Raw genomic sequence first — 13,333 nt, 5'->3', positions numbered from 1 at the left:
GCCGGTTAGTGTTCCTTGACGTATGCAGCGCCACCGGCGCGCGGCGGTATCGCCTTGCCCACGAACCCTGCCAGAATGACAACGGTCAGGATATAGGGCAAGGCCTGCATGGCCTGAACTGGCAAATTCACCCCCAGAATATCGATATTCTGGAACCGATTGGCCACAGCTTCCAGCAATCCGAACAAAAACACGGCCCCCATTGCATGCCAAGGCCGCCATTTGGCAAAGATCATCGCCGCCAAGGCAATAAAGCCCCTGCCCGCTGTCATGTCCTTGACGAATCCCGCGGATAGCCCGGTTGAAAGATAGGCGCCAGCCAACCCGCATAGCACGCCGCAAATGGCCACCGCCCCGTAGCGCAGGCCCACAACCGAAACGCCCGCTGTATCGACGGCGGCGGGGTTTTCGCCCACTGCGCGCAGACGCAGGCCAAAGCGGGTGCGAAACAGCATGAACCATGTCAGCGGCACACATAGCAGCGCGACATAGACCAACAGCGCATGGCCCGACAGAATGCCGTGGTAGATTGGCCCGATCACTGGCACATCGCGCAGCGCCTCGGCAAAGGGCAGATCAATCCGCGCCATGCGCGCATCGCCCGACAGCGACGGCGTGCGCCCCCCCTGCCGGAACCAGTTTTGCGCAATCACAACCGTGATGCCCGCCGCAAGAAAGTTGATCGCCACGCCGGAAATCAGCTGATTGCCCCGAAACGTGATCGAGGCCAGACCATGCATCAGCGACATTGCCACCGACACGCCCACCGCCGCCGCCACGCCGATCCAGACATTGCCGGACACAAACGCGATAGAGGCCGCCATGAAAGCCGCCACCAGCATCTTGCCTTCCAGCCCGATGTCGAACACGCCCGCGCGTTCGGATATCAGGCCCGCAAGGCAGGCAAACAACAACGGCGTTGCCAGACGCATGGTCGATTCCAGCACTTGTACCAGTACCATGAAATCCATCACCGCGCCCCCCGCATTGCGAATATCCGCGCAATCGGGATGCGCACCATATTGTCCAGCGCGCCGGTGAACAGGATGACCAGCGCCTGAATGACCACGATCAATTCACGCGGAATCCCTGTCCATAGCGCCAGCTCTGCCCCGCCCTGATACAGAAACCCGAACAGGATTGCCGCCAGAAACACGCCAAACGGGTGGTTGCGCCCCATCAGTGCGACGGCAATGCCGATAAACCCCGCCCCCTCGACCGCGTTCAACACAAGGCGCTGCTGCTCGCCCATAACGGAATTGACTGCCATCAATCCCGCCAGCGCGCCAGAGATCAGCATCACATAAACCGTGATCCGCACAGGGCTGATGCCAGCATATTCCGCCGCAGGCTCTGATTCACCAAAGGCGCGGATCTGAAAGCCCAGCCGCGTGCGCCACAGCATAAACCAGACCGCGAAACACATTCCAACAGCGATCAGAAGCGAGATGTTCACAGGCGGCACAGTCGAAAACGGAATGCCGAATACGCCAAGAATTTCATGCAGCTTCGGCAAGGCCGTCTCGGAGGGAAAGCGCGGCGATGACGGGTCTTGTGCCCCTTGCGGGCGCAGCACATTGACCAGAAAATACCCCAGCAATGACGCGGCAATGAAATTGAACATAATCGTGGTGATCACGATATGGCTGCCGCGTTTGGCTTGCAGATAGCCCGGAATAAGCGCCCAGCCTGCCCCGAACACCGCCGCACCTAAGCTTGCTGCGATCAGCGCAAGCGACCAATGCGGCCACGGAATATACAGGCACACCAGCGCCACACCAAGGCCCCCCAAAAGCGCCTGCCCTTCGCCCCCGATATTGAACAGCCGCGCTTGGAACGCCACCGCCACGGCCAAACCCGTAAAGATGAAATTCGTGGCATAAAACAGCGTATAGCCCCAGCCATAGCTGGACCCGAACGCCCCTTCGACCATCAGCTTCATCGCGGCCCAAGGGCTTTCGCCGATGGCCCAGATCAGAATGCCCGAAATCACAAAGGCCAGAAAAACCGAAGCCAGCGGCACCAGCGTCACATCTGCCCAATGCGGAATGCGCCCCCTGCTCATGCCATGCCCGCCATCATAAGCCCCAATTCCTGCGCATTTGTCTGGTCCGGCGCGCGCTCTCCCATAATGCGGCCGTCAAACATGACGATGATCCGGTCAGAGAGTGACAGGATTTCATCCAGTTCCACCGAGACCAGCAAAATCGCGGCACCCGCATCGCGCAGCGTGATCAGCCGCTGGTGGATGAATTCAATCGCGCCAATATCGACCCCGCGTGTGGGCTGGCCCACCAGCAACACTTCGGGTGTGTGTTCAATCTCCCGGGCCAGCACAATTTTTTGCTGGTTGCCCCCTGAAAACCCGCTGGCCTTCAACTGCGGGTCTGGCGGGCGCACATCGAACGCCGCCATCTTGGCCTGCGTGTCGCGGATGATGGCGGCGTTATCCATTTTCCACGGGCTGGGATTATAGGCATCATCATTGTGATACCCCAGCGCGGTATTTTCCCAAGCATGGAAATTCAGCACCAGCCCGCGGCGGTGGCGGTCTTCCGGCACATGGGCTATGCGCCGCGCGCGCCGCGCCTGTGCGTCGCAATCCGGCCCTGACAGCGGCAGGGGGGCACCCTTCATCCACGCCTGACCTTCGGCGGGGCGCAGACCGGCCAGAACCTCCAGCAGTTCAGACTGGCCGTTTCCGGCAACGCCTGCAATGCCCACAATCTCACCCGCGCGCAGCGCAAAGCCGATGCTGCGCAACCGCTCCACGCCCTGCGCATCGACCAGCCGCAACCCTTCGACGCGCAGCACCTCCGGCCCCGGCATGGCTGGCGTTTTCTCTACGCGCAACAAGACCTTACGGCCCACCATTAATTCTGCAAGCTCGGTCGGGCTGGTTTCGGATGTGGTGCGGGTAGCCACCATCTCGCCGCGCCGCATGACTGAAACTTCATCCGTTACATCCATGATTTCACGCAATTTATGTGTAATCAGGATGATGGTTTTGCCCTGCTCTTTCAGCCCGCGCAGAATGCGGAACAGATGGTCTGCCTCGGACGGGGTCAGCACGCCTGTCGGCTCGTCCAAAATCAGGATATCCGCTTCTCGATACAGCGCCTTAAGGATTTCAACGCGCTGCTGGTGACCAACAGACAGGTTTTCAATCAACGCATCAGGATCAACATTCAATTCAAACTCGCGCGCCAAATCTTTCAACAGACCGCGCGCTTTGGCCAGTGAGGGGCGCAGCATTGCGCCCGCTTCGGCACCCAAGATCACGTTTTCCAACACGGTGAAATTCTCGACCAGCTTGAAATGCTGGAACACCATGCCGACCCCAGCACGGATGGCCGACAGGCTGTCAGGTATATCCGTCTGCTGGCCATTGATCAGAATTTCGCCGGAATCAGCGCGGTAAAAGCCATAGAGAATTGACATCAGCGTGGATTTGCCCGCGCCATTCTCGCCCACGATCCCGTGGATCGTGCCGCGCCGCACGCGGATCGAAATGTCCTTATTCGCCTGAACCGGCCCAAACGCCTTGGAAATGCCGCGCAATTCGATTGCGAACGCGTTGGATGCGGCAGTGTCCTGCCGCATCGCCTGTGTTTGTGCCTGTGTCATTCTCGGATCAGAACGCCGGGCAGACGCTGTCCACGCGGTAATCATGCACGCTTAACTCGCCCGCGATGATCGCCGCTTTGGCCGCCTCGACCGCTTCCTGCATCTGATCCGAGATCAGATGGGCATTATGTTCGTCCAGCGCGTACCCCACACCGCCTGCGGCAAGGTTCATCTGCACAACGCCGGTTTCCAGACCGGGGCCATCGGTAAAGGCATCATACACGGCCTGATCCACCAGCTTCAGCATCGATGTCAGAACAGAGCCGGGATGCAGATAGTTCTGGTTGGAATCAACCCCGATCGAGAAGACGCCGGAATCCTCGGCCGCCTGAAGCACGCCCAAGCCTGTGCCCCCTGCCGCAGCAAAGACCACATCCGACCCTTGGCTGATTTGCGCGCGCGCAATCTCGCCGCCGCGCACGGGGTCATTCCATGCAGCGGGCGTGTCGCCAGTGTAGTTCACGATCACATTGATGTCGGGGTTCACGGCCTTCGCACCCTGCGCATACCCGCAGGCAAAAGACGCGATCAGCGGAATTTCCATCCCGCCGACAAAGCTGACAGTGCCGGTTTCATTGGCCATTGCGGCCAGCATGCCCACCAGATAGCTGCCTTCATGTTCGGCAAAGATCACGGAACGGACATTTGGCAGATCAACCACAGCATCAATCAGCACGAAAGATGTGTCGGGGTAATCTGGCGCGACTTCTTCCAAGGTTGGGGCGTTCTGAAAGCCCATGACAACCACAGGGTTCGAGCCTGCCTCGGCCAGACGGCGGGCGAATTGCACGCGCTGCGCTGCGGCCTGCATTTCAATCTCGCGGTAGCTGCCGCCGGTTTCCGCGCGCCAGCGTTCCGCGCCGTTATAAGCTGCTTCGTTAAAAGATTTGTCGAACTTGCCGCCAAGATCGAACATCAATGCGGGGTCAGCATGTGCCATGCCCGCTGTCAGCGCCAGCAAGGACGCAGCCCCTGAGAGTGTCTTAAAACGGATCATACCTGATACTCCTGTTATGCCCCCACAAGACTGCGCTGCGCTTGAAGGATGGCGGTTTTCCGGCAAGGCTTTTGCCGTGGCTTGTTGATTAACCCTGCAACGCTGGGGGTGGTCAACACCTAAATCGGCCTGTGAAACACACAGCACAGAATGGGGCGATCCCTCAGTCAAGAATTGCCCGAAACACAAGCGCATCAACTGCGCTATGGCCTGCGGCACGGTAATAGGCTTTGCGCAAACCGACCTGCGTAAAGCCCAAAGACTGATACAGCAGAATCGCCGCGCGGTTGGTGGCGGCCACTTCCAAAAAGCAGCGCCGCGCCCCACGCGATTGCGCGCGCGCTATCGCGTCACGCATAATGTCGCGCGCCAGACCCTTGCGCCGTGCTAGGGGGGCGGTTGCCAGCGTCAGCACCTCTGCCTCATCCGCGACCACGCGAAACAGGCCAAAGGCCGCCAGCGCGCCCCCGTCGCTGCGGGTTACCAGAAAACAAGCCGGGTCAGCCCCGAAAGCCGCAAAATCCGCCGCAGGCCAGGGCGGCGGAAGGCTGAAGGCCGCGCCATGCACCCGCGCCAGATCTTCAGGCGTCATGGCAGAACTTTGGGTGGCAGATCAGCCCCCGGTGCCGCATCTGCCGACCGAATGTAGAGTGGCGCAGGGCGGGGTTGCGCTGTGCCGAACTTGCGGGCCGCCACGCGCGCGATGCCCTCGGCCAGCGGATAGCACGGAGCAAGAACCGGCAGGCCTGTGCCTTCGGCGCTGGCCCCGGACCCGACCAGCGCAGCATCCGCAGCAAAGGCCAGATCTGTTCGATCACTCAGAAACGGGGCTTCATCGCCGTCGCCGAATACTTGCACATAGACTTCGCCGCGTCGCGCATCTTCCACAACATATAGCGGGCGCGGCAGCCCTTCGGCGCGCGCCTCGAATATCGTCACACCAATGGCGGGTATGTCCAAGCCCAAGGCCAGCCCGCGCGCCGCCGACACGGCAATGCGAATGCCGGTAAAGTTCCCCGGCCCCACGCCCACTGCCAAAGCATCCAGATCGCGCCAGCCCAGGCCCGCGGCCTGCAACACCTCTTCCAGCAAGGGGACAAGGCGTTCCGCCTGCCCGCGCGCCATGTCTTCTTGTGCCTGCGCCACAACCACCCCGCCCGACAGTAAAGCGGCCGCGCAATGCGCGGCCGTTGTGTCAAAGGCCAGAATGCAAGGGTCAGACGGCAACGGGCCGCACCTCGGTCACTTCGGGAATATAATGGCGCAACAGGTTTTCGATGCCCATTTTCAGCGTCAGAGTAGACGATGGACAGCCCGCGCAAGCGCCTTTCATATGCAGGTAGACGACACCGCGTTCAAACCCGTGAAAGGTAATGTCGCCCCCGTCCTGCGCCACGGCAGGGCGCACGCGGCTGTCCAGCAATTCTTTGATCTGGCCCACAATCTCGGAATCCGGCCCATCATGGGCTGCATGGCTTGAAGCGGCCTCGCCTTCCATGACAGCGGCACCGGACTGGAAATGCTCCATTATCGCGCCAAGAATTTCAGGCTTCACATGCTGCCATTCGACATCATCTGCTTTGGTCACAGTAATGAAATCACTGCCCAGAAATACCCCCGTCACCCCCGCAACCTGAAACACCCGCTGCGCCAGTGGCGATGGGGTGGCAGACTCGGGATTGGGGAAATCAGCAGTCCCAAGCCCCAGAACTTCTTGTCCGGGAAGGAATTTCAGCGTCGCCGGATTGGGCGTGGATTCGGTCTGGATGAACATATGCGTGCCTCCTGTGCGTTAAGGGGCATATGCGCCCTGACCCATGGTCTGTCAAGGCAAGCGGCTTGACACGGGCCGCACTTGCCCGCAGCACTGCACCCAAACCACCGGAGGGGCCATGTATTTTGCATCCGACAACACTTCAGGCATGCCAGAGCGCATTGTAAACGCCATCATTCAGGCCAATTCCGGCTATGCATCCGGCTATGGCACCGATCCGTCAATGGCGCAGCTTTCCACCCGGATCAGAGAGGTGTTTGAAGCACCCGAGGCAGAGGTGTTTCTTGTCACCACAGGCTCTGCCGCGAATGCGCTGGCGCTGTCCAGCTATTGCCCGCCTTGGGGGGCTGTCTATTGCCACGCGCTGGCGCATATTGAAGTGGATGAATGCGGCGCGCCGGAATTTTACACAGGCGGCGCAAAACTGACCCATGTGGCAGGGGCCGATGGCAAGATGGACCCGCAGGCGCTGGCAGACACGCTGGCGCGCGCAGGGCGCGGGGTGGTGCATCATGTGCAACCCGGTATTGTTAGCCTGACCAACCTGACCGAATGCGGCACGCGCTACAGCGCGGCAGAGATTTCAGCGCTGGCAGAGATTGCCAGATCGCATGGGCTGCCTGTGCATCTGGACGGCGCGCGCTTTGCCAATGCGCTGGTGGCCGAAGGGTGCAGCCCTGCAGATATGAGTTGGCGCGCAGGGGTTGATGTGCTGTCACTGGGCGGCACAAAGAATGGCCTGATGGGGGTTGAGGCGGTTGTCATGTTCGACCCCGCGCGCGCGTGGGAATTCCAGCTGCGGCGCAAACGCGGCGGGCATCTCTGGTCGAAACACCGCTATCTGTCCGCGCAAATGGCGGCATGGCTGGAAGACGGGTTCTGGCTGGATCTGGCGCGCGATGCCAATGCGATGGCGGCGCGGCTGGAACAAGGCTTGCGCGCATATCCGCAGGTTGACGTGTCGTTTCCGCGCGGCGGCAATATGCTGTTCGCCCGCTGGCCCCGCGCATGGCATGCACGCCTGCATGAGGATGGCGCGAAATACTACCTTTGGCCCGACCATGAAACATTGGCAGGGCCAGAGGAAACACCCCTTGGCGCGCGGCTGGTCTGTTCCTGGAACACAAGCCCCGCGCAGGTGGACGGGTTTCTTGAACGGATGGGCGCATAAGGCGGGTGATCTGGCAGGGCGCACAGCCAATGTGTAGGCGCCCCACACTACAAGCGGCCTGATGATGGCTTTGGGGGATTTGCACATAGCACATAACGCGGGCCGCAGATGAAGCCCCGCATCACATCGCAACCTTGCAACAATGCATCGACTGCCGCGCCACAAAAGAAAAAGCGCCACCCGCAAAGGATGGCGCTTTTTTCAATTCTGTGTCGTGCTGGCTCAGGCCGCTTCAGAGATGAACTTTACCGCATCGCCAAATGTCTGGATGTTCTCTGCGGCGTCATCGGGAATCTCGATCCCGAATTCTTCCTCGAACGCCATGACCAACTCGACCGTATCCAGGCTGTCTGCGCCAAGATCATCGATGAAGGACGCGCCTTCGGTGATCTTTGCTTCGTCTACGCCCAGATGCTCGACCACGATCTTTTTTACACGATCCGCGATATCGCTCATGTTCTTCCCCTTAGGTTTTGCCGGTCTCCGGCCTGAAAAGTCCCTCGTCCGCCACGCTGTGCGACGTCACGTTGCGCGCCCAATAGGGCCAATGCTTCGGCAGGTCAAGTGCCGCAATATGGCACTGTGCCGAAACCCGCTATAGCACAAGCCTTCAGCGCCTCAAACGAATTCGCGCGCCGATCATATCATTGCCATGCCGCCATTGATATGCAGCACCGCCCCTGTCACATACGCGGCCTCTGGGCTGGCAAGATACAGCACGCCTGCCGCGATTTCTGCTGGCGTGCCCATGCGGCCCGCTGGAATGCGCATGTTGATCGCGGCTTTCTGATCGTCATTCAGCGCATCCGTCATCGGTGTGGCGATAAAGCCGGGGGCCACGCAATTCACTGTTATCCCGCGCGAGGCCACTTCTTGCGCCAGCGCTTTCGACATACCCACAAGCCCTGCCTTGGCCGCCACATAATTGGCCTGCCCCGGATTGCCGATCGCCCCGACAACCGACGAGACATTGACGATCCGCCCCCAGCGCGCCTTCATCATGCCGCGCAAGACCCCGCGCATCAGCCGCATGGATGCGGTCAGGTTCACATCCAACACGCTGTCCCACTGCTCGTCGCTCATGCGCATCAACAGATTGTCGCGCGTGATGCCTGCGTTATTGACCAGAATATCCAGCCCGCCCATGGCATCCAGCGCTGCTTTGGGCAGGGCCTCTACCGCTGCCGGGTCGGACAGGTTGCACGGCAGCACATGGGCGCGGGTGCCCAGCTCCTCGGCCAGCGCCTTCAACGGGTCTTCGCGCGTGCCCGAAACCCCCACTGTCGCACCCGCCGCGTGCAAGGCCCGCGCAATCTCTGCGCCGATGCCGCCAGAGGCCCCGGTTACAAGGGCGCATTTCCCTGTCAAATCAAACATGATGTGTCCTTATTCTGTTTTTCGGCCCGTAGTGGCCACCCTCCGCACTGTCTATATCAAGGCAATGCGCGCCATGCCAATGGCAATGCGGGCAGGCGCGGGTATGGAAGGGGCTTGTCACTGCCGCAGTGCAGGCGGCATAGATGGGACCAAAGACAGATAACCGGAGATGCCCGCACCATGCCGCTTGGCCCAGATGAGATGATCGCCTTGTTTCAAACAGGGGTGGCTGCGGCAGACCCCGAGAAAGCTGTGACCGACAGTCTGGCCCATGCACCCGTCACGCCACCCGCCGCAACCGGCAAACTGTATGTGCTGGGTCTGGGCAAGGCGGCCTGCGCAATGACACAGGCCGCACTGGCGCATCTGCCCAAACCCGCCGCAGTGCTGGTGGTCACGAATTACGAGAATGCGCGCGATGTCGCAGGCGCGCGCGTGCTGGCTGCGGGCCACCCGGTGCCCGATGAAAACGGGCTGCGTGCCGCGCAAGAGGTTGAAGCCCTGCTGGCGCAGGCCAGCGCGCATGACCGCGTGCTGGTGCTGGTGTCGGGCGGTGGCTCTGCCCTGCTGCCCGCCCCGGTCGAGGGGGTAAGCCTGATGGAAAAGGCAGAGGTCAACCGCCTGCTGCTGGGGGCCGGTCTGGACATCGGGCAGATCAATGCGGTGCGCCAACATCTCTCACGGCTCAAAGGGGGCGGGGTGCTGCGACAGGCCGCCCCTGCCCCAGTGACAGCGCTGATTCTCTCGGATGTGATCGGCGATGATCTGCGCGCCATAGCCTCTGGCCCGACAGCGGCGCCACTGATGGCGCGCGGCGCAGTGGTCGAGATGCTGAAAGACCATGGCTTGTGGGAGAAACTGCCGCCCGCCGCGCGTACAGCGCTGTGCCGGGCGCAAGACCCGGCACCTCTGCCACAGGCAGACAACCGCCTTGTCGGATCGAATCGCCTCTCGCTCGATGCGATGCTGCACGCACGGCCAGAGGCGCGCATCGTGTCCGACGCGCTGGTGGGCGATGTGGCGCAGGCCGCAGAACAGATTGTGGCCCATGCCACTACCGGCACAGGGCCGCTGGCACTGTTTGGTGGCGAAACAACTGTCATCTTGCGCGGCGACGGGCGCGGCGGGCGCAATCAGGAACTTGCGTTGCGCGTGGCCATTGCCTTGCAGGGCCAGCCCGGCTGGCGGTTTCTGTCTGGCGGCACTGACGGGCGCGATGGCCCGACCGAAGCCGCAGGCGGGCTTGTCGATGGCGGCACTGTCGCGCGCATCCGCGCCGCGGGCGGCGACCCCGAAGCGCTTTTGGCCAATAATGACAGCAACCGCGCGCTAGGGCTTGCAGGCGATCTGCTGACCATCGGGGCCACAGGCACCAATGTGGCCGATCTGCAAATTCTGTCGCGCGCCCCGTGACCTCTTGATAGCACGTCCCCTTTGGCATAAGCGAGCGCGCATGACACAGCATGAATTCTGCCTCATCATCGACTTTGGTTCTCAGGTCACGCAGCTGATTGCGCGCCGCCTGCGCGAATCCAATGTCTATTGCGAAATCCACCCGTTTCAGAAGGTGGATGAAGCGTTCTTGAAAGCGCGCCAGCCCAAAGCGGTGATCCTGTCAGGGGGGCCCGGGTCGGTCCCGCAGGCAGGCAGCCCGCGCGCACCGCAATATCTGTTCGAGATGGGCGTGCCGCTGTTTGGCATCTGTTACGGCCAACAGGTCATGATGGACCAGCTTGGGGGCCGTGTGGAATCCGGCCATCATGCAGAATTTGGCCGCGCCTATATCGAGCCTGCAAGCGGGCACAAAACAGATGGCATCTTCGCCGGTCTGTTCGAGGCCGGACGCGAACAGGTCTGGATGAGTCACGGCGACCGCGTCACGGCACTGGCACCGGGGTTTGATGTGATCGCCACATCACCCAATGCGCCTTTTGCCATCATCGCAGACGACGCGCGGCGCTTTTACGCGGTGCAATTCCACCCAGAGGTGCACCACACCCCGCATGGCGCGCGGATGCTGGGCAATTTCCTGAAACTTGCAGGCTTCAGCGGCGACTGGACAATGGGTGCCTACCGCGAGGAAGCGATTGCCAAAATCAGGGCGCAGGTTGGTGACAAGCGGGTAATTTGCGGGCTTTCGGGCGGTGTTGACAGCTCGGTTGCGGCCGTGCTGATCCACGAAGCCATCGGCGATCAGTTGACCTGCGTCTTTGTCGATCACGGGCTTTTGCGGCTGAATGAAGCCGAAGAAGTCGTGACCATGTTCCGCGACAATTACAATATTCCGCTTATCCATGCCGACGAATCCGATCTGTTTCTGGGCAAACTGGAAGGCGTTTCTGACCCCGAAACAAAGCGTAAGATTATTGGCGGATTGTTCATTGATGTATTCCAGAAATACGCCAATGAGATTGAGGGCGCAGAGTTTCTGGCCCAAGGCACGCTCTATCCTGATGTCATCGAATCGGTCAGCTTTTCGGGCGGCCCTTCGGTGACGATCAAAAGCCACCACAATGTCGGCGGCCTGCCCGAGAAGATGGGGCTGAAACTGGTCGAGCCGTTGCGCGAATTGTTCAAGGACGAAGTGCGCGCACTGGGCCGCGAATTGGGTCTGCCTGCCAGCTTCATTGGCCGCCACCCTTTCCCCGGCCCCGGTCTTGCGATCCGCTGCCCGGGCGAGATCACGCGCGAAAAGCTGGAAATCCTGCGCCGCGCAGATGCGGTCTATATCGACCAGATTCGCCGTCACGGGCTGTATGATGACATCTGGCAGGCTTTCGCAGCCATCCTGCCCATGCGCACTGTGGGCGTCATGGGCGACGGACGCACCTATGACTATGCGCTGGGGCTGCGGGCGGTCACCTCGGTCGATGGGATGACAGCGGATTACTACCCGTTCACCCATGAATTTCTGGGCGAGACGTCAACCCGCATCATCAACGAAGTGCGCGGCATCAACCGCGTGTTCTACGACTGCACCTCGAAACCGCCCGGAACGATCGAGCTGGAATAGCGCGCGCGCGTCACGCCGCGCGAAGTTTGGACAGGGGCAGAAACACATGCGTGTGTCGCAGCCAAGTTGGCCGAAAAATCTTCCCCTGTCGAAAACACCATGCTAGGCATTTCAACAAGGCGGTCAAAACCGCCGTATTTGCATGGGTCAACCTGCAAGTAAGACGATAACAAACCTATGGGAGATTTCTTATGAAAAAGCTTCTTCTTGCCAGCACCGCTCTGGCATTTTCGGCAGGCATGGCGCTGGCCGATGAGGTCAAGATGGGCGTTCTGCTGGGGTTCACCGGCCCCATTGAATCGATCACACCGCACATGGCCGACGGGGCCGAGATGGCGTGGAACGAGATCAATGAAAGTGGTGCTTTCCTTGGTGGGCAAACAATCACATCCGTGCGGGCTGATTCGACCTGTGTCGACTCATCTGCCGCACAAGCTGCCGCAGAGCGCATGATCTCGTCCGACGGTATCGTTGCGATCATGGGCGCGGATTGTTCCGGCGTGACCATGGCTGTGTTGCAAAACGTGGCCATGTCGGCAGGTGTGCCAATGATCTCGCCTTCGGCCACATCGCCTGCCTTCACCACCACAGAATCGAACGGGCTGTTCTTCCGCACATCGCCCTCTGACGCACGTCAGGGCGCGATTCTGGCAGGCATCGTGATGGAGCGTGGCTTCTCGGAAGTGGCGCTGACCTATACCAACAACGACTACGGTGCAGGCTTTGCCAATGCATTCGAGGAATCTTTCCTTGGCTTGGGCGGCTCGATTACCTCGAAAGTGGCGCATGAAGAAGCGCGCGGCGACTATTCCGCCGAAGTGGGCCAGCTGGCCTCTGCCGGTGGTGATGCGCTGGTGATCCTTGGCTATGTCGATGGCGGCGGGTCGATGGTGCGCACTGCATGGGAACTGGGCGCGTTTGAAAACTTCTTCATGGGCGATGGCATGTATGGCGATGAACTGATCGCCAATGTCGGTGAAGCCCTTGAAGGCACAATCGGCACGATCCCATGGGCCGCAGGCGAAGGCGCTGACCTGTTCCATGCATTGGCCGAAGCGGCCGGTGTGCAGGGTCAGTCCAGCTATACCCGCGAAAGCTATGACGCAGCAGCCCTTCTGGCGCTGGCAGCACAGGCCGCAGGCGAAGCAACACCCGAAGGCATTGCCGCAAACATTCTGAATGTGGCGAATGCACCGGGCGAAGAAATCCTGCCGGGTGATCTGGCACGCGGTCTGCAAATTCTGGCAGATGGCGGCGAGGTCAACTACATGGGTGCCACCAATGTCGAACTGGTTGGCCCCGGCGAAGCGGCTGGCAGCTACCGTGAATATGTCGTCGAAGGCGGCGAATTCGTAACGGTTCAGTTCCACTGAT

General features: G+C 60.8%; 13 protein-coding genes. 4 read left to right on the top strand and 9 right to left on the bottom strand.

The features are described from left to right. Nucleotides 1–5 precede the first annotated feature (5 nt). The 7 genes from BG455_RS09185 to BG455_RS09155 all read right to left on the bottom strand — a co-directional run bounded on the left by BG455_RS09185 (nt 6) and on the right by BG455_RS09155 (nt 6,398). Nucleotides 6–971, bottom strand: a complete 966-nt coding sequence (locus BG455_RS09185) for an ABC transporter permease (protein WP_071469688.1) — start codon at nt 969–971, stop codon at nt 6–8. Next, nucleotides 971–2,065 (bottom strand): ABC transporter permease, encoded by a 1,095-nt coding sequence (locus tag BG455_RS09180; RefSeq protein ID WP_071469687.1) that lies wholly within the window; start codon nt 2,063–2,065, stop codon nt 971–973. The genes BG455_RS09185 and BG455_RS09180 overlap by 1 nt, the downstream gene beginning before the upstream one ends. Next, nucleotides 2,062–3,627, bottom strand: coding sequence for an ABC transporter ATP-binding protein (locus BG455_RS09175; RefSeq protein ID WP_071469686.1), 1,566 nt, complete (start codon nt 3,625–3,627; stop codon nt 2,062–2,064). The genes BG455_RS09180 and BG455_RS09175 overlap by 4 nt, the downstream gene beginning before the upstream one ends. A 7-nt stretch (nt 3,628–3,634) precedes the next feature. After that, on the bottom strand, nt 3,635–4,624 hold the full coding sequence (locus tag BG455_RS09170; protein ID WP_071469685.1) for a BMP family lipoprotein: 990 nt from the start codon (nt 4,622–4,624) through the stop codon (nt 3,635–3,637). 163 nt (nt 4,625–4,787) lie between these two features. Further along, on the bottom strand, nt 4,788–5,216 hold the full coding sequence (gene rimI / locus BG455_RS09165) for a ribosomal protein S18-alanine N-acetyltransferase (RefSeq protein ID WP_071469684.1): 429 nt from the start codon (nt 5,214–5,216) through the stop codon (nt 4,788–4,790). Next, nucleotides 5,213–5,851 (bottom strand): tRNA (adenosine(37)-N6)-threonylcarbamoyltransferase complex dimerization subunit type 1 TsaB, encoded by a 639-nt coding sequence (gene tsaB / locus BG455_RS09160; protein WP_071469683.1) that lies wholly within the window; start codon nt 5,849–5,851, stop codon nt 5,213–5,215. Before tsaB ends, rimI begins: the two co-directional genes overlap by 4 nt. Then, nucleotides 5,841–6,398 (bottom strand): NifU family protein, encoded by a 558-nt coding sequence (locus BG455_RS09155; RefSeq protein WP_071469682.1) that lies wholly within the window; start codon nt 6,396–6,398, stop codon nt 5,841–5,843. The genes tsaB and BG455_RS09155 overlap by 11 nt, the downstream gene beginning before the upstream one ends. A gap of 118 nt (nt 6,399–6,516) precedes the next feature. Here BG455_RS09155 and BG455_RS09150 point away from each other — a divergent pair, with 118 nt between their 5' ends. Continuing rightward, on the top strand, nt 6,517–7,569 hold the full coding sequence (locus BG455_RS09150; protein ID WP_071469681.1) for a threonine aldolase family protein: 1,053 nt from the start codon (nt 6,517–6,519) through the stop codon (nt 7,567–7,569). A gap of 222 nt (nt 7,570–7,791) precedes the next feature. On the opposite strand, the gene BG455_RS09145 is transcribed toward BG455_RS09150, so the two are convergent. Together BG455_RS09145 and fabG are read right to left on the bottom strand one after the other, a co-directional pair. Further along, nucleotides 7,792–8,025 carry an acyl carrier protein gene (locus tag BG455_RS09145; RefSeq protein WP_071469680.1) on the bottom strand — a complete coding sequence of 78 codons (234 nt, stop codon included), beginning with the start codon at nt 8,023–8,025 and terminating at the stop codon, nt 7,792–7,794. 183 nt (nt 8,026–8,208) lie between these two features. Continuing rightward, complete coding sequence (fabG, locus tag BG455_RS09140; RefSeq protein ID WP_071469679.1) at nt 8,209–8,946, bottom strand: 3-oxoacyl-[acyl-carrier-protein] reductase; 738 nt, start codon at nt 8,944–8,946, stop codon at nt 8,209–8,211. A gap of 180 nt (nt 8,947–9,126) precedes the next feature. On the opposite strand from fabG, the gene BG455_RS09135 reads away from it, so the two are divergent. The 3 genes from BG455_RS09135 (at nt 9,127) to BG455_RS09125 (ending at nt 13,332) form a co-directional block, all read left to right on the top strand. Further along, complete coding sequence (locus BG455_RS09135; RefSeq protein ID WP_071469678.1) at nt 9,127–10,359, top strand: glycerate kinase type-2 family protein; 1,233 nt, start codon at nt 9,127–9,129, stop codon at nt 10,357–10,359. Nucleotides 10,360–10,399: 40 nt separating this feature from the next. Then, nucleotides 10,400–11,959 carry a glutamine-hydrolyzing GMP synthase gene (guaA, locus tag BG455_RS09130; protein WP_071469677.1) on the top strand — a complete coding sequence of 520 codons (1,560 nt, stop codon included), beginning with the start codon at nt 10,400–10,402 and terminating at the stop codon, nt 11,957–11,959. 191 nt (nt 11,960–12,150) lie between these two features. Further along, the gene (locus tag BG455_RS09125) at nt 12,151–13,332 is read left to right on the top strand and encodes an ABC transporter substrate-binding protein (protein WP_071469676.1); all 1,182 of its coding nucleotides are present in this window, start codon (nt 12,151–12,153) and stop codon (nt 13,330–13,332) included. The last annotated feature ends 1 nt before the right edge of the window (nt 13,333 follow it).

The sequence above is a fragment of the Roseinatronobacter thiooxidans genome, from assembly GCF_001870675.1.
GTDB classification, from domain to species: Bacteria; Pseudomonadota; Alphaproteobacteria; order Rhodobacterales; family Rhodobacteraceae; genus Roseinatronobacter; species Roseinatronobacter thiooxidans.
This window is presented reverse-complemented; position numbering and strand designations above follow the sequence as displayed.

Excerpts from the sequence above, each read along its gene's own strand:
- BG455_RS09185 (WP_071469688.1), bottom strand. The coding sequence starts at position 971 with ATGGATTTCATGGTACTGGTACAAGTGCTGGAATCGACCATGCGTCTG.
- BG455_RS09180 (WP_071469687.1), bottom strand. The coding sequence starts at position 2,065 with ATGAGCAGGGGGCGCATTCCGCATTGGGCAGATGTGACGCTGGTGCCG.
- BG455_RS09175 (WP_071469686.1), bottom strand. The coding sequence starts at position 3,627 with ATGACACAGGCACAAACACAGGCGATGCGGCAGGACACTGCCGCATCC.
- BG455_RS09170 (WP_071469685.1), bottom strand. The coding sequence starts at position 4,624 with ATGATCCGTTTTAAGACACTCTCAGGGGCTGCGTCCTTGCTGGCGCTG.
- rimI (WP_071469684.1), bottom strand. The coding sequence starts at position 5,216 with ATGACGCCTGAAGATCTGGCGCGGGTGCATGGCGCGGCCTTCAGCCTT.
- BG455_RS09155 (WP_071469682.1), bottom strand. The coding sequence starts at position 6,398 with ATGTTCATCCAGACCGAATCCACGCCCAATCCGGCGACGCTGAAATTC.
- BG455_RS09150 (WP_071469681.1), top strand. The coding sequence starts at position 6,517 with ATGTATTTTGCATCCGACAACACTTCAGGCATGCCAGAGCGCATTGTA.
- BG455_RS09145 (WP_071469680.1), bottom strand. The coding sequence starts at position 8,025 with ATGAGCGATATCGCGGATCGTGTAAAAAAGATCGTGGTCGAGCATCTG.
- fabG (WP_071469679.1), bottom strand. The coding sequence starts at position 8,946 with ATGTTTGATTTGACAGGGAAATGCGCCCTTGTAACCGGGGCCTCTGGC.
- BG455_RS09135 (WP_071469678.1), top strand. The coding sequence starts at position 9,127 with ATGCCGCTTGGCCCAGATGAGATGATCGCCTTGTTTCAAACAGGGGTG.
- guaA (WP_071469677.1), top strand. The coding sequence starts at position 10,400 with ATGACACAGCATGAATTCTGCCTCATCATCGACTTTGGTTCTCAGGTC.
- BG455_RS09125 (WP_071469676.1), top strand. The coding sequence starts at position 12,151 with ATGAAAAAGCTTCTTCTTGCCAGCACCGCTCTGGCATTTTCGGCAGGC.